Raw genomic sequence first — 18,188 nt, 5'->3', positions numbered from 1 at the left:
GGACCAGGAGTGGTTCAACGGACATGGCTTGCATCAGCTTCGTGGCACTATCCGTTATCCGAAGGCGGCGTAACCATGTCAAGAAGATCATCGGTCAGCCGTATGCGGGAAAACCGCACGTACGGATTGAAAGGGGGATGGGGAACCGGGTCCTTCGGGACACCGCGCCCCTGACTACCAATGGCTTTTGACGTGGAGAAGATCCGGGCGCAGTACCCGGCGCTGGCGGACGGTCGGGCATGGTTGGACGGCGCTGCGGGCACCCAGGTCCCGCAGCCGGTGATCGACGCGGTCAGCGATGCTTACCGGCTAGGGATGTCCAACGTCGGCGGTCCGTACGGGTCCAGCCGCCGCGCCGCCGGGATCGTCGCGGAGGCGCGGGCGTCCGTCGCCGACCTGGTGGGCGCCCCGAGCCCTGCGTGCGTGGTGTTCGGCCCGAGCATGACCGCCCTGACCTACCGGTTCGCCACCGTGCTCGCCGCCGGTTGGCGGCCCGGCGACGAGATCGTGGTGACGCAGCTGGACCACGACGCAAACGTGCGCCCCTGGGTGCAGCACGCGCAGCGGGCGGGTGCGGCCGTGCGGATGGCGGAGCTGGATCCCGCGACGGGCGAGCTGCCCGTCGGCCACGTCACCAGCCTCATCGGCGAGCGCACCAAACTGGTCGCCGTCACGGCGGCCTCCAACGTGCTGGGCACCATGCCTGACCTGCGGGCGATCACCGACCGGGCGCGGCAGGTCGGCGCCCTGTCCTACGTCGACGGGGTCCAGCACTGCCCGCACGCCCACGTGCGCCTGGCCGACCTGGGCGCCGACTTCTACGCGACCAGCGCCTACAAGTGGGCGGGCCCGCACCTGGCCGCGGTGGTCGCCGCCGACCAGTGGTCGCTGGAGAACCTGCACCCGGACAAGCTCACGCCCTCGCCGGACACCTCGCCGGAGCGGTTCGAGCTCGGCACCAACCCGTTCGCCGCGTTGGCCGGGGTGGTGGCCGCCGTGGAGCACCTGGCCGGGCTGGATTCCGATGCCGACGGCAGCCGGGCCGAGCGGCTGGCGGTCTCCCGCCGCTCAGTGCAGGCCCACGAGGACGAACTGGCCCGGGCGCTGTTCGATGGGCTCGCCGCGCTGGACGGGGTGGTTCGCTACGGCGCTCCGGAGGGCGCATGCACTCCCACGGCGTTCTTCGGGCTCCCGGGGAAGGAACCCGCAGCCGTCGCGGAGCAGCTCGCCGAGCGAGGTCTGAACGTCTCCTACGGGCATTCGTACGCCTGGGAGGCGGTGCACGCCCTCGGAATCGGCCCGAAGGGCGGCGTGCGGGCCAGCCTGTCGCACTACACGAGCCGGTTGGAGGTGCAACGACTGCTCGACGCCCTGGCCGAAATCGCCGGCTGAGAACGGGCGTTTCCACAGGTGGTCGGCCGCGAGTGCTCCTGGGCGTGAGGGCACCGGAACGCGCTCGCGGGGCCTGACCAGGCGAAGCCCCTGCGAGAACGACCGGGCCCCCGCAGGGAAGCTGCGGGGGCCCGGTCTTCGGTCTGACGGGTTCTTACTGCTCGTCCTGCTGGAGATCGGCCTGCACCTCGCGCAGCCCGGCCTCGTACGCACGGGCGTGGTGCCCGCAGAACAGAAGCTCGCCACCGGATGGCAATACGGCGCGAAGCTTCGCAGCGGCCCCGCAGCGGTCGCAGCGGTCGGCGGCGGTCAGCTCGGGGCGGGTGAGCGTTCCCGGCATCGTGATCTCCCTCCGTCCCGGCGTCGGAATCACCCGACGCCCTCGATCCTGCTACGACCACCGTTCGCCCACTGGCTGCGGGAGCGGTGCTCGTTGGCTCCACTCTTCCAGACGCTTCGGCCCCAGTCAGTGTTCCCGCGCCGGTGGCGACGGTCGTCACCATGAAGTACCCGGTTGTAGCAGAACCGCTCGCGGAGCGTGATCAAAGACCGCAAAAGGCCTCGTGACATGGGGAAATAACGCCTGGTGAGGCCGGTTTTCGGAAATCGATGACGATCAGGACCCGGACATTTGGTGTTTCAGATCACAGTTCGGGCGCCGGTCCGCAGTCGCCGGTTCCGCTGGAAGCGAACAGGAAATCCCACCATGCGGACGGTTTTCGACGCGAAAGTGCCCTCCGACAGCCCTCTCAGGCGTCTCCAGCGACAGTTCGGGCACCCCGCGCAGGCGGCACGCTCAAGCGATGGGCCGCGGCTGGTGGCTCCCGGTCGTGAGCCGCGGCTCACCGCCGCGTGGTCGGGCCGTTCTGGACAGCGGTGCCCAGCACAGATCATCCAACCGGAATCGAATCCACGCCGACCACGTGCTTCACTTCGTGATCAGCCCGCACGGCCCGACGAGGCTGTCGGAGGTGGCGCGGAGGTCGGCTCAGCGGGCCCCGGGCCAGTCGAGGGTGACGGTCTGCCCCGGGTTTCCGACGGTCCCGGTTTTCGAGCCCGAGGTGCCGATCCCGGCGCTGCCAGAGGTCCCCGGCGTGCCGGGGGTGCCGGACGGGACCGAACAGAGCTCGAGTGGCTTCACCTGGTCGGTCAGCACGGGCGGCGAAGCCGGTGCTTCCGCTGCGGTGGGCACCCGTGCGGGAAGCGCGGCACCGGCCCCCAGCAGCACGGCCAGCGCGGCGAATGCGGTGAGCGCGAGGGCGAGGAACCGAAGGGCCATGATGCGCACCCCCTTGTGCGGCTGCCTCTTGAGGTTCGGTTTTCCCAGGATGGCCTCCCGCGCCCGGATGGACGCGGGCAGAACGTCCCGATGTGGTTGGGCACCCGAAAAGACCGATGCCGCCGACCCGCGAGATCGCAGGTCGGCGGCATCGGCCGAGATGAAGCTCAGTCCAGGTAGTCGCGCAGCACCTGGGACCGGGACGGGTGGCGCAGCTTCGACATCGTCTTGGACTCGATCTGCCGGATCCGTTCCCGGGTCACCCCGTAGACCTGGCCGATCTCGTCCAGCGTCCGCGGCTGGCCGTCGGTCAGCCCGAACCGCAGCCGGACCACGCCGGCCTCCCGCTCGGACAGCGTCGCCAGCACCGACTGCAGCTGGTCCTGCAGCAGCGTGAACGACACCGCGTCGACCGCGACGACCGCCTCGGAGTCCTCGATGAAGTCACCGAGCTGGCTGTCGCCCTCGTCGCCGATGGTCTGGTCCAGGGAGATGGGTTCCCGGGCGTACTGCTGGATCTCCAGCACTTTCTCCGGGGTGATGTCCATTTCCTTGGCGAGCTCTTCTGGCGTGGGCTCGCGGCCCAGGTCCTGCAGCAGCTCGCGCTGGATCCGGCCGAGCTTGTTGATCACTTCGACCATGTGCACCGGGATGCGGATGGTGCGGGCCTGGTCTGCCATGGCGCGGGTGATGGCCTGCCGAATCCACCAGGTCGCGTACGTGGAGAACTTGTAACCCTTGGTGTAGTCGAACTTCTCCACCGCGCGGATGAGGCCGAGGTTGCCCTCCTGGATGAGGTCCAGGAACGCCATGCCGCGGCCGGTGTAGCGCTTGGCCAGGCTCACGACCAGGCGGAGGTTCGCCTCCAGCAGGTGGTTCTTCGCCCGCTCGCCGTCGCGCACGATCCAGCGCAGGTCGCGGCGCATCTGGGTGGTCAGCTGTTCGCCGGCCTCCTCGACCTGCCGCAGCCGCTCTGCGCCGTAGAGACCGGCTTCGATGCGCTTGGCCAGCTCGACTTCTTCCTCGGCGTTGAGTAGCGCAACCTTGCCGATCTGCTTCAGGTAGGCGCGCACCGAGTCGGCCGAGGCCGTCAGTTCGGCGTCCTTGCGCGCCTGCCGGAGCGCCTCGGACTCCTCTTCGTCCCAGACGAAGTCGCCGGATTCCTTGGTCTCCTCCTCCGGAACCGGCTCTTCTGGAATTTCCACCTCGACGTCGGCGAGGTCGCCGACGTCCGGGGACGTCAGGTCGGTCTCGATCGGTTCGTCGATCTCCATGCCCTCGCCGCTGCCCTTGGCGGAAGCCGACTTGGTCGACTTCTTAACCGGGGCCTTGGCGCCCTTCTTGGCCCCCGCCGACTTCGCAGCGGTGGTCTTGCGGGCCGTCGACTTCGCACCCGTCGAGCTCTTGGGAGTGCTCTTGCGCGCGGCGGTGGAGTTCGTCTGCTCGGTGTCAGACGAAGCAGCCGCCTCCGAAGCTGGGGTGGCCTGGGACTGGCCCGACTGGGACTGGGCACCGCCGGTTGCTGCAGCGGAGCGTCGGGTTGCGGTTTCTGCGGCTGCCACGTACGCCCTTTCGCGACGGTCGATCAGGGCAGGCCGGAGGGCGCGAAACCTCGGCCGCCGAAGGTCGGGGAACAACCCACTGGATCCAGCCCTGCGGCTGTTGAGGAAACACCCGTGCCTGGCTCGGTGTTCTCCTCGATGAGGACTTCGAATCAAGTGGGCCGTGTTCCATTGTAGCTGCGATGCGGGGGTGCGGTTCCGCTGCAAGGCGGAGTCCGCGCGTCCCGACATGTGCTAAGCGGTCGGCAGATCAGGCGTTGTGCCTGGTCGCAGCTGCCGTCGCGGCCCCGACGATTCCTGCGTCGTTGCGGAGCGCCGCGGCCACCACCGGCGTGCGGGTCTCCAGCAGCGGAATCCACTTGTGACCCTTTTTGCTGACCCCGCCGCCAACGATGATCAGGTCGGGCCAGCTGAACTTTTCCAGCGCCTGGATGTAGTGGCTGACCCGCGGCGCCCACTGCTCGTAGGTCAGCTCCAGGTCGTCCTTCACCGAGGCCGCGGCCTGCTTCTCCGCGTCGTGGCCGTCCACCTCGATGTGCCCGAACTCGGTGTTGGGCACCAGCTTGCCGTCCACGAACATGGCGCTGCCGATGCCGGTGCCGAAGGTCAGCACCACCACGAGGCCGCGGTGACCAGAGCCGGCCCCGCTGCGCATCTCTGCGGTGCCGGCGGCGTCGGCGTCGTTGAGCACCAGCACGTCGTCCCGGGTGCGGCCGAGCCGCTCGGCGAACAGCTCCTGGGCGTCCGTACCGATCCAGCCCTTGTCGATGTTCGCTGCGGTAAGTGCGGTGCCGTCCTTGATCACGCACGGCAGCGTGATGCCGACCGGACCGGTCCAGGAGAACTTCTCGACGATCTCCGCCACGGCATCCGCCACGGCGGATGGCGTCGAGGGCTGCGGGGTGGGGATCCGCATCCGCTCCTCGGCCAGCACGCCACCGTCGATGTCGACCGGGCAACCCTTGATGCCCGACCCGCCGATATCAATGCCGAAACCGCGGGCAGTCGCCATGGCCGGTCCTTCCTACTCGATTCAGATGAGGGTGTGCAGACCTTAACCGGGTTGTGTTGCGATGTGAACGTGGGATTGGCAGCAGAAGTAGACGCAAAAGCCTTGTGCCAGGTAGCGGTGCGGATCGCTCGCGAGGCCGCAAATCTGGCCCGCACTGTGCGTGACGAAGCAGTCACCGATGGTGTGGTCGATACCAAGAGTACCGAGACCGATGTCGTTACGGCAGGTGATCGAGCGGTGGAGCGGCTCGTGCGGGAGCGGCTGGCGCAGCTGCGGCCCGGCGAGTCGGTGCTGGGGGAGGAGGAAGGCGGCGAAGGCGCGCTCGAAGGGCTTCGCTGGGTGGTCGACCCGATCGACGGCACCGTCAACTACCTGTACGGCTTCCCCTGGTACTCCGTTTCGCTCGCCGCGCAGCTCGACGGGCGTTCGGTGGCCGGTGCGGTGGTGGAGCCGGTTTCCGGCCGGGTGTGGAGCGCCGCCGCCGGGCACGGCGCCTTCCTGGACGGCCGCCGGCTGCAGGTCTCGAACGCCGACCGGCTCGACCTGTCGCTGATAGGCACCGGGTTCGCCTACTCCGTGGAGCGCCGCACGGCGCAGGCCCAGGTGCTCGGTCGGCTGCTGGGCCAGGTCCGCGACATCCGGCGGGCCGGGGTGGCGTCGCTGGACCTGTGCGCCGTCGGCGCGGGCTGGTTGGACGGCATGTACGAGGTCGGCCTCAACCGGTGGGACTGGGCGGCTGGTGCGCTGATCGCCGCCGAGGCCGGTGCGGAACTGCGGTTGCCGCAGCCGGGGTCGTCCGACGGGTTGGGCGACGGGATGATCGTCTGCGCTGCGCCGAGGATCGCGGGGGCACTGACCGACGCGCTGCTCCGCGCCGATGCCGGACGCGTCTGACCATCGGTGGATGACAGGTGGAGGGCGCCTCTGCTCGCTGCCTCCCGGGGTAGCGAATGGAGGCGCCTTTCGCTCGGAACTGTTGCGTCAGCAGTGCACTTCGCGGGCCTTGTCGAGCAGCTCGCTGTCGATCTGTGGTGGTGTCACCTCTTGGTGGGCGCCGCCCTGCTGGTCCCGCTGCGGCACCCAGTTCTCCAACTCCTGGAGCGCCTGCTTGGCCTCCGAGGTGGTCTTGATGTCGTCGAAGGACGACCCCAGCGCGAAGTCGATGCTGGCGTCGGGGCGGTCGTCGCGCACCAGCTGGGCGCACGGCGCGATGAGGCTCAGTGTCCGCGCCCCGCTCACCCCGGCAACGCCGAAGCGGATCTGGCCGTGGCACTTCAGGTCGTAGTTGACGTAGACCGGATCATTATCCGCGCCGCCCTTGGCGAAGCCGAGGCTGGCGAGCTCGTCGCTGACCAGCGAGGCCTGCCGGGTCTCGCCGTTGCCGTTGAGCACCCTCACCTGCACGTCCTGCGGCGGGATCGGGTTGGTCGAATCGAGCGCGTTGCGCGGCAGCATCTGACCCAGCGGCACCGGCTCGGTGGTTTCTCCGCCCGGAGGTGCGGCGGTCGGCATCCCGGGCGGGTTGCAGGTGGTCGCGGCTTCGATGTCCTTGACCGAATCGAAGACTCGGGTCCACAGCAGTCCGGACAGCACCACGAGCCCGACCAGCACCACCAGAGCGGGCAGTGGTCGACGCCGCCGGTAACGGGTTCGTCGCCCCGACCTTGCACTCACGGCTGACACGTCCCGCCCCTCCTTGGATGTTTCGACCAGCGTGCGCCCGTCCTCACTAGATCAGCCTATGCGTACAACTCGCGCCGCGCGGCGCTGGACGTCGCCACGGTGTCGCGGACGCCGAGCACGGGCCGCTGAATCGATGCCGATGAGTGAACTGCCTGGGCACCGCATCACAAGGTGAATTGCTGGGCAACCGAAGAAGGCGACCGGGCGGCGCCGGAGGATTGATCTTCGACAGCCCGCGGATGCAGCGAACACCACACATATGGGTGACCTGATGCGTGGGCGGACTCGGCATGAGCTACCCTCTCGGCGCCTCACGGAGTGCCGGATGAGGCAAGTCGCTCATAACGGGGGAACTGAACGCGTTGCAGGGCGAGACCACGATCACTGCGCCAGCGGGCACAAATCCTGGTCCTGGAACGTTTACCAGCGGCACACCTATTGCAGTCTCCACTAACGCAGGGGTGAATCACGATGGCGACCGACTACGATGCTCCGCGCCGCGAGTCCGAAGACTTGGCCGAGGACTCGTTGGAGGAGCTGAAGGCGCGACGCAACGATGCGCAATCCGGCGTCGTCGACGAGGACGAAGGGGCGATCGCGGAGAACTTCGAACTGCCGGGCGCGGACCTGTCCGGCGAGGAGATGACCGTCAAGGTGCTCCCGAAGCAGGCTGACGAGTTCACCTGCTCGAGCTGCTTCCTCGTCCACCACCGCAGTCGGCTGGCCGAGAACCGCAACGGCCAGCTCGTCTGCCGCGACTGCGCCGCCTGATCCAGGCGGCCGGGCGTCGACGAGACCGGGAAGTGGCTGGGCACACGCTGACGGCGTGTGCCCGGTTGTTTTGCGGACCGATCCCGCACGGCCGTGCGTCGTCATTCGACGAACGCGCGGCGGTGCCGGTTCGCGCGGGCTGAGCCGAGTCGCTGCGCCGTTTCGAAAGTGATTTCCGGACGGTCAGCGCTCGCCCGCCGCATTCACGCTTTCTTCAGGGCGGCGATGAGTTCTTCCGGGCGCCGGGTGCTGACCACCCAGTACGGGGTGGGGTCGTCCGGGTCGTTCAACCAGATCCGCACCGAGGTGCGGATCCACGAGCGGTGCACCATGAACGCGGCCGGGTCCAGGTCCGGGCCGAGCGCCTGCCGCTGCTCGGCGGGGGTGATGACCTCGACCTCGTCGATGAACCGCAGCGGCAGGTGGGCGTCGCCGACCCACAGCTCGCCCCCGGTGACCTCGACCTTGATCCGGCCCAGCCAGATCGGGATCGCGATGGCCAGCGTGATCAGCACGACGTAGGGCAACCACGCGCGCACGCCCGGGTAGCCCATGTGCACTGTGGCGGCCATGATCGCGGCACCGATCACCGGCAACGGCCACGTCCACCAGGACGCGTACAACCGTTCGCGGAACACCGGACGTCCCTCCGCATTCGCCTGACCGGGGGTGTCCCCGGCGATGCTGACGGCTTCTACGCTTTCCGACACGCCTTCAGGGTAGTCTCGCCGCCCGTGTCGAACGTGAAGGTCCTGCTGACCCGACTTGACCCCGATGTGCCGCTGCCCGCGTACGCGAAACCAGGCGACGCCGGTGCGGATCTGGTAACCACCAGCGACGTGGTGCTCGAACCCGGCGAACGAGCCGTGGTGGGCACGGGTATCGCGGTGGCGCTGCCGGAGGGCTACGCGGGTTTCGTGCACCCGCGTTCGGGCCTGGCCGCCAAGTCGGGGTTGAGCGTGGTCAACGCACCGGGCACCGTTGATTCCGGGTACCGCGGTGAGATCAAGGTCTGCCTGATCAACCATGATCGTGAGGTACCGCTGTCGTTGCGGCGCGGCGACCGGATCGCCCAGCTCGTCGTGCAGAAAGTTGAGCAGGCGGTGTTCCAGGAGGTCGCCGAGCTGCCGACGTCGCAGCGAGGTGCCGGGGGCTACGGGTCCACCGGTGGGCACGAGGTGCTGGCGGTCTCGGGGGCCGAGGCCAGCCACAGGACGGAGGGCTGAGGGGATGTTCGGATGGGGCCGCGGGCGCGGCAAGCGCGCCGATGACGCCGCCGCGGACGCGGAGCGCAGCGCCGAGGAGCAGGACTTCGTGGAAGGTGGTCCGTTCGACGAGAGCGAGGCACCCGACGACCAGGTGGAGCGCCTCGACCTCGGTTCGGTGCGGCTGCCGGTGCCGGAAGGCGGCCAGCTGCAGGTGGAGGTCGACCCGGCCGGGCCGGTGCGCGCCGTGCACCTGGTCACGCAGGTCGGCCGGTTGACGGTCAGCGCGTTCGCGGCGCCGCGCGGCAGCGGGCTGTGGGCGGAGGTCAGTGCGGAACTCGCTGACCAGCTACGCAAGGACGGTGCCCAGGTGCACGCGGAGCAGGGTGACTGGGGAACCGAGCTGGTGGCCGACTCGCCGAAGGCGGCACTGCGGTTCGTCGGGGTGGACGGCCCGCGGTGGCTGCTGCGCGGCGTCGCGGCCGGACCGGCGGAGCACGCCGAGGAGTGCACGAAACTGCTGTACGCGGTCCTCGACGAGACCATCGTGGTGCGCGGTGCCGAACCGATGCCGGTGCGCACGCCGCTGCCAATCCAGCTGCCGGAGGCGATCTTGCGCCATATCCAGCAGGCGCAGGCCCAGAACAACGGCCACCCGGGCTGAAACCGGTTCGACCGGGCACGAAGGGACCTGGACGTGCATCAAAGTCGGGGATCCGGAGTCGAGGAGGCGTCTGAGGTTGCGCCACTGCACGCCCCGAAAGGTGACTCGCACCGAGTAAGTTCGACGCGTGCCGAACTTCGCTGAGTGGTGGGTCTACCTCGGGGCTGCGTTGCTGATCGCTTTCGTGCCCGGTCCCGGCATGCTCTATGTGCTGGCGCGCAGCATTCGAGGCGGCTCCCGCGAAGGCGTGCTCTCGGCGTTCGGCAACACCCTGGGCGCTTCGCTGCACGTGCTGGCGGCTGCCCTCGGTCTGTCGGCGGTCCTGATGGCCTCGGCCGTGGCGTTCACGGTGGTGAAGCTCATCGGCGCCGCCTATCTCATCTACTTGGGCGTCCGCGCGCTGTGGGAGTTGCGCAAGGGCACCGTCCGGCAGCGGCAGGAAGCGCCGCGGCAGGGTGGGTCGGCGGTGCTGCAGGGCTTCATCTCCGAGGTGTTCAACCCGAAGACGGCGATGTTCTTCCTGGCCTTCCTGCCGCAGTTCGTGCACCCGGAGCGGGGTTCGACCACCCTCGTCTTCCTGGTGCTGGGGGCCGTCTTCATGGTGTTCGTGCTGGTATGCGACCTGCTGGTGGCGCCCTTCGCAGGCCCGTTGTCGGCGCGCGTGGCCCGGAATCCGCGTTGGTGGCGGCGCCAGCATGTCGCCAGCGGCACCACGTTGATCGGTCTCGGCGCGGCGCTGGCGCTCTCGCAGAAGTAGGAATAGGAAACGGGAAATCTCCTGTTCTTCCCGGTTCGCGCGTTTCCGGTGGATCACGGAATAGCCGATCGGGCGGGTCAAGTTCTTAATCCCGCCGGGCCCGCGACGACGCCGTTGCCGACGGCTACGCTGTGGGTGCACGGGCTGCGAGTCGAGCCCCAGAAGCGCACGGGAGCGCTAGATGAGCAAGACCGACGGCGGCTACTGGCGTCGCCTCGTACGTCGCCTGACCAGCGACGTCGCCGAGCTTGACGCCGACGACCTCTCGCAGCGGTCCCAAGCCGGTGGAGCCCAGCGCGCGAGCGACTGCCAGTGCGGGCAGGAGGCCGTGGTGCTCGGCCGGGTGCGCAGCGTCGGCCTGTGCCCGAAGGCGTCGGCCCCGACGCTGGAGGCCGAGCTGTACGACGGCACCGAGGATGTGATCTTGGTCTGGCTGGGGCGCCGCCGGATCGCCGGGATCGAACCGGGACGCATCATCAAGGCCCGGGGCCGGATCGCGGTCCGCGACGGGCGCAAGGTGCTTTACAACCCCTACTACGAGTTGCAGAACACCGCATGAGCGAACGCGACACATCCGCCGCCGGGCTGCCCGCCCAGGACGCGGCCAACCACCAGCCGGACCAGGCCGCGCAACGGGCCGCCGACCCCGAGAAGACCCTGCTCGAACAGATGGGCGGCGTCGGGGGGCTGGCCTACTCGGCGGTCCCGATCGTGGTCTTCGTATTGGTTAGCTCCTTCACCTCGCTGATGCCGGCGATCTGGTCGGCTATCGGCGTGGCGATCGCGATCGCGATCTTTCGGATGCTGCGCAAGGAACCGATGCAGCCGGCCATCTCCGGGGTGCTCGGGGTCGCGGCGTGCTCGTTCATCGCCTACCGCTCCGGCGACGCCAAGGGCTTCTTCTTGCTGGGCATCTGGACGAGCCTGATCTACGGCGGGCTGTTCCTGGTGTCGGTGCTGGCCCGCTGGCCGTTGGTCGGCGTGGCCTGGTCGGCGCTGAACGGGCTGGGCTTCTCCTGGCGCAAGCAGCGCCAGGCGCTGCGCGGCTACGACCTGGCGACGCTGGCCTGGACAGTGGTGTTCGCGGCGAAGTACGTGGTGCAGCAGTGGCTGTACGCCTCGGACCAGGCCGGCTGGCTGGCATTCGCCCGGATCGCGATGGGCTACCCGCTAACGGGCCTGGCGCTGATCGTCACGGTCTGGGCGATCCGCCGCGCCGCGAAGGTCGCCGAGCAGGAGAAGGCCGAGGCCCGGGAGGCCGGACCCCTCGACTCGAAGCCCTCCATAAGCTGACCCGGCTGCTCTGACGAGGTGGCGATTTCGCGCGAAATCGCCACGCCCCGTCCGTTAGTCGGTGGGTTGACGGTCGTGGATGATCGCCCGGATCTGCTGCTCGACGTCCGTGGTGGCCACGAAGAGCATTTCGTCGCCCGCCTCCAGCGGGTCGTCGGCCTGCGGGACGATCACCCGGCCGCCGCGCAGGATGGTGACCAGCGCCGCGTCGGAGGGCAGCTTCAGGTCTCGGACCCGGCGCCCGGACAGCGGGGTGGTGTCCGGCAGCGTCACCTCGACCAGGTTGGCCTGGCCCTGGCGCAGCGTCATCAGCCGCACTAGGTCGCCGACGTTGACGGCCTCCTCGACCATCGCGGCCAGCATCCGGGGCGTGGACACCGCGACGTCGACGCCCCACGCCTCGGTGAACAGCCACTCGTTGAGCGGGTCGTTGACGCGGGCCACCACGCGGCGCACCGCGAACTCCGTCTTCGACAGCAGCGACACCACCAGGTTGACCTTGTCGTCGCCGGTGGCCGCGATGACCACGTCGCAGGACTCCAGCCCGGCTTCCTCCAGCGACGCCAGCTCGCAGGCGTCGGCAAGCATCCACTCCGCGCCGCGGATGTTCTGCGGGTGGTAGTTCTGGACGCTCCGCTCGATCAGCAGGACCTCGTGGTCGCCTTCGAGCAGCTCCCGCGCGATGGACTGGCCGACCGCGCCGGCGCCCGCGATCGCGATGCGCATTACTCGCTCTCCTCGGGTGTGCGGCGGGCCGCCGCCGTGACGTCGGTGACGGTGCCGGACAGCGCCGCCACGTAAACCGTGTCGTCGGCCTGGATGACGGTCTTGGCGTCCGGGAGCACCCCGTTGCCGAACCGCATTATGAACGCGACCCGGGCGCCGGTGGTGGCCTCCAGCTCGGCGACCCGGCGGCCGATCCAGCCGTCGTCGAGCGGCAGCTGCAGGACCGCGACGGTGCCGGAGGGCTCCCGCCACGCCGTGGCGACGCCTTCGGGCAGCAGCATGCGCAGGAACCGGTCGGTCGTCCACGGCACAGTGGCCACCGTGGGGATGCCCAGCCGCTGGTAGACCTCGGCGCGCTTGGGGTCGTAGATTCGCGCCACGACGTGCTCGACGCCGAAAGTCTCACGGGCCACCCGGGCCGAGACGATGTTGGAATTGTCCCCGTTGGACACCGCGGCGAAGGCGGCTGCCTGCTCGATCCCCGCTTCGACCAGGATTTCCCGGTCGAAGCCGTTGCCGGTGACCTGCTGGCCGCGGAAGTCCTTGCCCAGGCGGTGGAACGCCTGCGGGTTCTTGTCCACCACGGCCACGGTGTGATCGAGCCGTTGCAGGGCCGCGGCCAGGGAGGCCCCGACCCGGCCACAACCCATGATCACCACGTGCACGACGCTGTCTCCTCGCTGCGGGGTGCGGGTTCTGGCGACGACCTCGCGATCGCCTGCCGACCGTACCTTCACGGACGTGGGTCCGGTCCGGTTCGCGCCCGTCGGTTCCGGGCTGCTGCACCGTACCGGGTGAGGCGTCCACTTGGGCAGGGCGGAGGCCCGGATGTGACCTGAGAGGAATTCCGGCAGCCAGGGTCGCCTGCCGACCCACCTTTGCGCTTACGCTCTGTGCCGTGTCCAAGCTCGCAACCGCGACGAAACGGTTGATCGTCGGTCGCCCGTTCCGCAGCGATCGCCTCGCGCACACGCTGCTGCCCAAGCGCATCGCCCTGCCGGTGTTCTCCTCCGACGCCATGTCCAGCGTCGCCTACGCGCCCGAAGAGATCCTTCTGGTGCTCTCGGTGGCTGGCGTGTCCGCCTTCGCGGTGAGCCCGTGGATCGGGATCTTGGTTGCGCTCGTGATGGTCACGGTGGTCGCCTCCTACCGGCAGAACGTGCGCGCCTACACCTCCGGCGGCGGCGACTACGAGGTGGCCTCCGTCAACCACGGCCGCAGGTGGGGGCTGGTGGTGGCCAGCGCCCTGCTGGTCGACTACATCCTCACGGTCGCGGTGTCGATCTCCTCGGCCGCCGCGAACATCGGCTCGGTCGTCCCGTTCGTCGCGCAGCACAAGGTGCTGTTCGCCGTCGGTGCGATCGTGCTGCTGACCGCGATGAACCTGCGCGGCGTCCGCGAGTCCGGCTCGCTGTTCGCGATCCCGACCTACGCCTTCGTGATCGGCATCATCGGCATGATCGGCTGGGGCTTCTTCCGCACCTTCGTGCTCGGCCAGGCGATGCCGGCGGAGAGCGCGAACTTCCAGATCTTGCCGGACGAAACCCAGATGGCAGGGGTGGCGTTCGTGTTCCTGGTGCTGCGGGCGTTCTCCTCCGGCAGCGCGGCGCTGACCGGTGTCGAGGCGATCAGCAACGGGGTGCCGGCCTTCCGCAAGCCGAAGTCCCGCAACGCGGCCACCACGCTGGCGCTGATGGGTGGGCTCGCGGTCACGATGTTCATGGGGTTGCTGATGCTGGCCCAGATCACCGGCGCGGTGATCGCCGAGGACCCGGCGCGCCAGCTGATCGGCGCGCCGCCCGGTTACGAGCAGAAGACGCTGGTCGCGCAGCTGGCGCGAGCGGTGTTCGCGGGCTTCCCGCCCGGCGTCTGGTACCTGGTGTTCTTCACTGGCCTGATCTTGGTGCTGGCCGCCAACACGGCGTTCAACGGTTTCCCGGTGCTGGGGTCGATCCTGGCGCAGGACCGGTTCCTGCCTCGCCAGCTGCACACCCGCGGCGACCGGCTGGCGTTCTCCAACGGCATCCTGTTCCTGGCTGCCGGGGCGATCATCCTGGTGTTCGCCTTCGAGGCCGAGGTCACCCGGCTGATCCAGCTCTACATCGTCGGCGTGTTCGTGTCGTTCGTGCTCAGCCAGAGCGGCATGATCCGGCACTGGAACCGGCTGCTGGGCAAGGAGACCGATTCGCAGGCGCGGCGGCGGATGCGCCGCGCGCAGATGATCAATACCTTCGGTCTGTTCATGACGGCGAGCGTGCTGGTGATCGTGCTGATAACCAAGTTCACCCATGGTGCCTGGATCGCGATCGCCGCGATGGCCGCGATCTACGTGCTGATGACGGCCATCCACCGGCACTACGACCGGGTCGCCGAGGAGCTCAAGCAGCAGGAGGCGGACGCGGTGCTGCCGTCGCGCAACCATGCGCTGATCCTGGTCTCCAAGCTGCACCTGCCGACCATGCGGGCGATCGCTTACGCGCGCGCCACCCGACCGGATGTGCTCGAGGGCGTCACGGTCAACGTCGACGACGAGGACACCCGCGAGCTGACGAAGCGGTGGGAGGCGGAGAATCTCCCGGTGCCGTTGAAGGTGCTCGAGTCGCCGTACCGGGAGATCACCCGGCCGGTGTTGGAATACGTGAAGCGGATCCGGCGGGACAGCCCGCGCGACGTGGTGACCGTGTTCATCCCCGAATACGTCGTCGGCCACTGGTGGGAGCAGCTGCTGCACAACCAGAGCGCGCTGCGGCTGAAGAGCCGACTGCTGTTCCAGCCGGGTGTGATGGTCACTAGCGTGCCGTGGCAGCTGGAGTCGTCCACGCGGGTCCGCCAGAAGCAACTCACCTCGATGCCGGGCGCGACCCGGCGCGGGCTGGGTACGAACGGGAAGGTGAGCAGTGACCGAAAGGCCGGACTGGACAGGTAGGCGACTGGAGGTCGAGATCGGGCCGGTCGCGCACGGCGGCCATTGCGTGGCCCGGTACGAGGGCCGGGTGGTGTTCGTCCGCCACGCGTTGCCCGGCGAGGTCGTCGTCGCCGAGGTCACCGAGGACGCCGGTGGCGGCTTCTGCCGGGCCGATGCGGTCGAGGTGCTGACCGCGGCGGAGGGCCGGGTGAGCCCGCCGTGCCCGCTGGCGGACATGGCGCTTGGTCGCGACCGGTGCGGTGGCTGCGACTGGCAGCACGCCGCCGGCGACACGCAGCGGGAGCTCAAGGCCGTGGTGATCGCGGAGCAACTGCAACGCATCGCCGGGATCGACTGGCCGGTGCGGGTGCGGGAACTGCCTGGTGGGCTGCTGCGTTGGCGGAGCCGGGCGCGGCTGGCCGTGGATCGCAAGGGGCGGGCGGGATTCCGCGCGCACCGCAGCCACCGGGTGATCCCGGTCGAGGACTGCCCGATCACCGTCGAGGGCGCACTGAGCGAGGTCACGAACCGCCGGTGGCGCCCGGGCGCGGAGCTGGCGGTGGCGGCCGATGCCACGGGCGAGGTGCACGTGACCGCCGTGGACCACAAGCCGCAGCGGCGTCACGCGCGCGCCGTCGCCAGGCAGGTGCAGGGCAGCGGGGTGGCTCGCGAATCCGCGGGCGGGCGGCCGTTCGACGTTGCCGTGCAGGGCTTCTGGCAGGTGCACAAGACCGCGCCGGACACCTTGACCGAAGTGGTTTCGCGCCTGGCGGCGGCGCCGGAGGGTGGCGTGGCCTGGGATCTCTACGGCGGGGTGGGCCTGTTCGCGGCGCCGCTCGCGGAGCAGGTCGGCCCGGCGGGTTCGGTGGTGCTGGTCGAGTCGTCGAGGCGTGCGGTGGAGGACGCGGTGGCGAACCTGCGGGACCTGCCGCAGGTGTCGTTCCGCGCGGGCACGGTGGAGGAAGTGGCCACCGACGAGGACCTGCCGACCCCGGACGTAGTGGTGCTGGACCCGCCGCGCAAGGGCGCGGGCCGGGACGTGGTGGACGCGGTGACGGCGCGTCGCCCGGCGCGGATCGTGCACGTCGCGTGCGATCCGGCGGCGCTGGCGCGGGACGTGGGGTTGTTCGCGGAGCGCGGCTACCGGATGACCGAGCTGGAGGCCTTCGACGCCTTCCCGATGACGCATCACATCGAGTGCATCGCATTGCTGGAGCCGGTCGGCTGAGCTCCGTTTGCCGGCTCGCGCTGTTCCGCTCGACGGCGAGCTGTCGTCGCGGGGCGACGTGCGGGTGGTTGACTTGCGCAGCCGACCGCGCAAGCGTTCGGGGACCGCAGTTTCGACCGGAACTGCGTCCAGCCGGTCGGGCGCGGTTGAGCTTGCCGCGCACCAGATCCGGCGGACGCCCGGTTCAGAAACGGGAGTTCTTGAAATGACCCAACGCGAACACCTGCCGGAAGTCCTCCCGGCCCCGCCCGGGTCCGGAGCCGCGGTGCGGCCCGTCGCCGGGTGGGGTACATCCGCGCCGGAGGCTGCGTCGGGACGCCGGGTGATCGCGCTTCTATTGGCAGCACTGGGAATCGTGTTGCTGCCCGCAGGCCTGCTGATGCTCGGTCTGTCCACTGTGCCCGGTTATTTTTTCGGCTGGGCCGCGGGGTGGATCGGGATCGCGGCGGTGGTGTGGCTGGTGGACTTCCGATCGCCGCGGCGCTGGCCGGGCTGGGCGCTGCTCGCCGCGGTGCCGCAGGCGTTCGTGAACGTTCTGTTCGCCGCGCCGATAGGCCTGATCTCGCTGGTTGCCGTGGCCGCTGCGCCCGCCTTGGCGACGTTGGCGTGCTGGCGGTTCGCGCAACCGGCGAAGGATTTCGCCGAACTGGACGTGGAGATCTCGGTGCCGCTCGACGCGCTCGGCAGCGAGCGCCTGCTGATCGGCCGGGACCGGATGGTGCTCGCGCAGACCGCTCGCGGCAGCGGCGGGCGGGTCCGGCAAGCGCTGCCGCTGGCCGAGCTGGCTATCGCGCAGCCCGGCGAGATCGGCGGTGACGAGGACAGCTGGTGGCCGCTGCCGGGAGGCGCCGGCATCTGCCTGCACCGTGGACCGGCACTCCGCTTGGTCGCCGGCATGCAGCAGTGGATCGTGCCCGTTGCCGACCCGCAACTGGTCGCCTCGATAGTCCGGCGGCGCGCCACCGCGGCTTGGCCGCTGCGCACGGGCCCGCAGGATTCCGCTGCCTGGCACCGGCTGCGCACCTGGGCCGTCGCTCGCATGACGACGGTGCGCCGCGGCCGCCAAGCACAGGCCTGTCCGGGATTTGGGGCCATGCTCGCCAGCGCGCTGGCGATGTTCGGTTCGATGTTGCTGACCACCGCGATCGGCCGTGGCGTCGGGGATCCCGTGTTGTGGATCGTGGCGGTCATCGTGCTGGGCTCGGGAGCGCTCCTGGCCGTCGGCTGGCTGCGGGTGCGCCGCCGCCTCGACCAGGCGGAACTGCACCAGCTCCCACCGGGGAGCCCGCCGTGGGGAGACCTCCGCCCGGACCACGCCCCGATCCCGAGCTGGCGCCCGTTCATGTGAAGCGTGAGTGGCGCCCTCGGGCGGGCAACTGGGTGCCGAGCAACGGGGCGAATGGCGCTCTCGCCTCAAAAAATCCACTCGCACGGATGAAGAGTGAAGGGTGCTTTCAGATGAGGTGCTTTTTCGAAGGCGCCCTTCGTCAGGAGAAATTCGCTCGTTCGAGTTACTTGTTGGGGCCGTTGGGAAGCCTATTGCGTGTCCAGGAGGGACGCGCGATCGGATCGGAGGATGGTGGGTCTGATGGTGTGATCGTGGTGTCTGAAGCTGGTTGTCGCCTGCGGGTGTGAGTCCCGTCCCGGTAGTCGTCAGGGAGCCGGGTAGCAGACTGGCAGTGTCGGGGGGAAACGCCCGGCGCTGAAGCCC

At 69.4% G+C, this 18,188-nt stretch carries 19 protein-coding genes; 11 read left to right on the top strand and 8 right to left on the bottom strand.

Translation table 11 applies throughout. The features are described from left to right. Positions 1-180: 180 nt before the first annotated feature. Complete coding sequence (locus tag ACWDKQ_RS30735) at positions 181-1,392, top strand: cysteine desulfurase-like protein (protein WP_450142269.1); 1,212 nt, start codon at positions 181-183, stop codon at positions 1,390-1,392. A gap of 154 nt (positions 1,393-1,546) precedes the next feature. Here the strand turns inward: ACWDKQ_RS30735 and ACWDKQ_RS30730 are convergent, their stop codons facing one another. The 4 genes from ACWDKQ_RS30730 to ppgK all read right to left on the bottom strand — a co-directional run bounded on the left by ACWDKQ_RS30730 (position 1,547) and on the right by ppgK (position 5,245). Beyond that, a complete protein-coding gene (locus ACWDKQ_RS30730) occupies positions 1,547-1,732 on the bottom strand; it encodes a DUF7455 domain-containing protein (protein WP_085982109.1) in 186 nt (61 codons plus the stop codon). 648 nt (positions 1,733-2,380) lie between these two features. Continuing rightward, positions 2,381-2,671 carry a hypothetical protein gene (locus tag ACWDKQ_RS30725; RefSeq protein WP_450142268.1) on the bottom strand — a complete coding sequence of 97 codons (291 nt, stop codon included), beginning with the start codon at positions 2,669-2,671 and terminating at the stop codon, positions 2,381-2,383. Between the two features lie 167 nt (positions 2,672-2,838). After that, positions 2,839-4,260: an RNA polymerase sigma factor gene (locus ACWDKQ_RS30720; protein WP_450142270.1), complete on the bottom strand. Its 1,422-nt coding sequence runs from the start codon at positions 4,258-4,260 to the stop codon at positions 2,839-2,841. A 223-nt stretch (positions 4,261-4,483) separates the two neighbouring features. Further along, a complete protein-coding gene (gene ppgK, locus ACWDKQ_RS30715; protein WP_450142267.1) occupies positions 4,484-5,245 on the bottom strand; it encodes a polyphosphate--glucose phosphotransferase in 762 nt (253 codons plus the stop codon). 63 nt (positions 5,246-5,308) lie between these two features. On the opposite strand from ppgK, the gene ACWDKQ_RS30710 reads away from it, so the two are divergent. Beyond that, a complete protein-coding gene (locus ACWDKQ_RS30710; protein WP_450142266.1) occupies positions 5,309-6,139 on the top strand; it encodes an inositol monophosphatase family protein in 831 nt (276 codons plus the stop codon). A gap of 87 nt (positions 6,140-6,226) precedes the next feature. On the opposite strand, the gene cei is transcribed toward ACWDKQ_RS30710, so the two are convergent. After that, positions 6,227-6,919, bottom strand: coding sequence for an envelope integrity protein Cei (gene cei, locus ACWDKQ_RS30705; RefSeq protein WP_450142265.1), 693 nt, complete (start codon positions 6,917-6,919; stop codon positions 6,227-6,229). Between the two features lie 480 nt (positions 6,920-7,399). Between cei and ACWDKQ_RS30700 the strand changes: the two genes are divergently transcribed. Then, positions 7,400-7,699 (top strand): DUF4193 domain-containing protein, encoded by a 300-nt coding sequence (locus ACWDKQ_RS30700; RefSeq protein ID WP_242185548.1) that lies wholly within the window; start codon positions 7,400-7,402, stop codon positions 7,697-7,699. A gap of 203 nt (positions 7,700-7,902) precedes the next feature. On the opposite strand, the gene ACWDKQ_RS30695 is transcribed toward ACWDKQ_RS30700, so the two are convergent. Continuing rightward, entirely contained in the window at positions 7,903-8,409 is a 507-nt protein-coding gene (locus tag ACWDKQ_RS30695; protein ID WP_450142264.1) for a DUF3093 domain-containing protein, read from the bottom strand. A 24-nt stretch (positions 8,410-8,433) separates the two neighbouring features. Here ACWDKQ_RS30695 and dut point away from each other — a divergent pair, with 24 nt between their 5' ends. The 5 genes from dut (at position 8,434) to ACWDKQ_RS30670 (ending at position 11,618) form a co-directional block, all read left to right on the top strand. Beyond that, positions 8,434-8,925 (top strand): dUTP diphosphatase, encoded by a 492-nt coding sequence (gene dut, locus ACWDKQ_RS30690; RefSeq protein WP_450142263.1) that lies wholly within the window; start codon positions 8,434-8,436, stop codon positions 8,923-8,925. A gap of 4 nt (positions 8,926-8,929) precedes the next feature. Next, positions 8,930-9,568, top strand: a complete 639-nt coding sequence (locus ACWDKQ_RS30685) for a DUF3710 domain-containing protein (protein ID WP_450142262.1) — start codon at positions 8,930-8,932, stop codon at positions 9,566-9,568. A 127-nt stretch (positions 9,569-9,695) separates the two neighbouring features. Further along, complete coding sequence (locus ACWDKQ_RS30680) at positions 9,696-10,325, top strand: LysE family translocator (RefSeq protein WP_450142261.1); 630 nt, start codon at positions 9,696-9,698, stop codon at positions 10,323-10,325. A 181-nt stretch (positions 10,326-10,506) separates the two neighbouring features. Further along, positions 10,507-10,884 carry an OB-fold nucleic acid binding domain-containing protein gene (locus ACWDKQ_RS30675; RefSeq protein ID WP_450142260.1) on the top strand — a complete coding sequence of 126 codons (378 nt, stop codon included), beginning with the start codon at positions 10,507-10,509 and terminating at the stop codon, positions 10,882-10,884. Continuing rightward, on the top strand, positions 10,881-11,618 hold the full coding sequence (locus ACWDKQ_RS30670; RefSeq protein WP_450142259.1) for a DUF3159 domain-containing protein: 738 nt from the start codon (positions 10,881-10,883) through the stop codon (positions 11,616-11,618). The genes ACWDKQ_RS30675 and ACWDKQ_RS30670 overlap by 4 nt, the downstream gene beginning before the upstream one ends. A gap of 54 nt (positions 11,619-11,672) precedes the next feature. Here the strand turns inward: ACWDKQ_RS30670 and ACWDKQ_RS30665 are convergent, their stop codons facing one another. Together ACWDKQ_RS30665 and ACWDKQ_RS30660 are read right to left on the bottom strand one after the other, a co-directional pair. Beyond that, positions 11,673-12,344, bottom strand: a complete 672-nt coding sequence (locus ACWDKQ_RS30665) for a potassium channel family protein (RefSeq protein WP_450142258.1) — start codon at positions 12,342-12,344, stop codon at positions 11,673-11,675. Next, positions 12,344-13,009, bottom strand: coding sequence for a potassium channel family protein (locus ACWDKQ_RS30660; protein WP_450142257.1), 666 nt, complete (start codon positions 13,007-13,009; stop codon positions 12,344-12,346). The genes ACWDKQ_RS30665 and ACWDKQ_RS30660 overlap by 1 nt, the downstream gene beginning before the upstream one ends. A gap of 233 nt (positions 13,010-13,242) precedes the next feature. Between ACWDKQ_RS30660 and ACWDKQ_RS30655 the strand changes: the two genes are divergently transcribed. From ACWDKQ_RS30655 to ACWDKQ_RS30645, 3 genes are all read left to right on the top strand, one after another. Next, positions 13,243-15,270 (top strand): APC family permease, encoded by a 2,028-nt coding sequence (locus tag ACWDKQ_RS30655; protein ID WP_450142256.1) that lies wholly within the window; start codon positions 13,243-13,245, stop codon positions 15,268-15,270. Continuing rightward, a complete protein-coding gene (locus ACWDKQ_RS30650; RefSeq protein WP_450142255.1) occupies positions 15,242-16,477 on the top strand; it encodes a class I SAM-dependent RNA methyltransferase in 1,236 nt (411 codons plus the stop codon). The genes ACWDKQ_RS30655 and ACWDKQ_RS30650 overlap by 29 nt, the downstream gene beginning before the upstream one ends. A gap of 205 nt (positions 16,478-16,682) precedes the next feature. Next, positions 16,683-17,825 (top strand): hypothetical protein, encoded by a 1,143-nt coding sequence (locus ACWDKQ_RS30645; RefSeq protein WP_450142254.1) that lies wholly within the window; start codon positions 16,683-16,685, stop codon positions 17,823-17,825. Positions 17,826-18,188 lie beyond the last annotated feature (363 nt).

It is taken from the genome of Saccharopolyspora sp. NPDC000995 (assembly GCF_053599315.1).
This window is presented reverse-complemented; position numbering and strand designations above follow the sequence as displayed.

What these genes read in the sequence shown, in the direction of transcription:
- ACWDKQ_RS30735 (WP_450142269.1), top strand. Translation starts at nt 181, where the DNA reads ATGGCTTTTGACGTGGAGAAGATCCGGGCGCAGTACCCGGCGCTGGCG.
- ACWDKQ_RS30730 (WP_085982109.1), bottom strand. Translation starts at nt 1,732, where the DNA reads ATGCCGGGAACGCTCACCCGCCCCGAGCTGACCGCCGCCGACCGCTGC.
- ACWDKQ_RS30725 (WP_450142268.1), bottom strand. Translation starts at nt 2,671, where the DNA reads ATGGCCCTTCGGTTCCTCGCCCTCGCGCTCACCGCATTCGCCGCGCTG.
- ppgK (WP_450142267.1), bottom strand. Translation starts at nt 5,245, where the DNA reads ATGGCGACTGCCCGCGGTTTCGGCATTGATATCGGCGGGTCGGGCATC.
- ACWDKQ_RS30700 (WP_242185548.1), top strand. Translation starts at nt 7,400, where the DNA reads ATGGCGACCGACTACGATGCTCCGCGCCGCGAGTCCGAAGACTTGGCC.
- ACWDKQ_RS30685 (WP_450142262.1), top strand. Translation starts at nt 8,930, where the DNA reads ATGTTCGGATGGGGCCGCGGGCGCGGCAAGCGCGCCGATGACGCCGCC.
- ACWDKQ_RS30675 (WP_450142260.1), top strand. Translation starts at nt 10,507, where the DNA reads ATGAGCAAGACCGACGGCGGCTACTGGCGTCGCCTCGTACGTCGCCTG.
- ACWDKQ_RS30670 (WP_450142259.1), top strand. Translation starts at nt 10,881, where the DNA reads ATGAGCGAACGCGACACATCCGCCGCCGGGCTGCCCGCCCAGGACGCG.
- ACWDKQ_RS30665 (WP_450142258.1), bottom strand. Translation starts at nt 12,344, where the DNA reads ATGCGCATCGCGATCGCGGGCGCCGGCGCGGTCGGCCAGTCCATCGCG.
- ACWDKQ_RS30645 (WP_450142254.1), top strand. Translation starts at nt 16,683, where the DNA reads ATGACCCAACGCGAACACCTGCCGGAAGTCCTCCCGGCCCCGCCCGGG.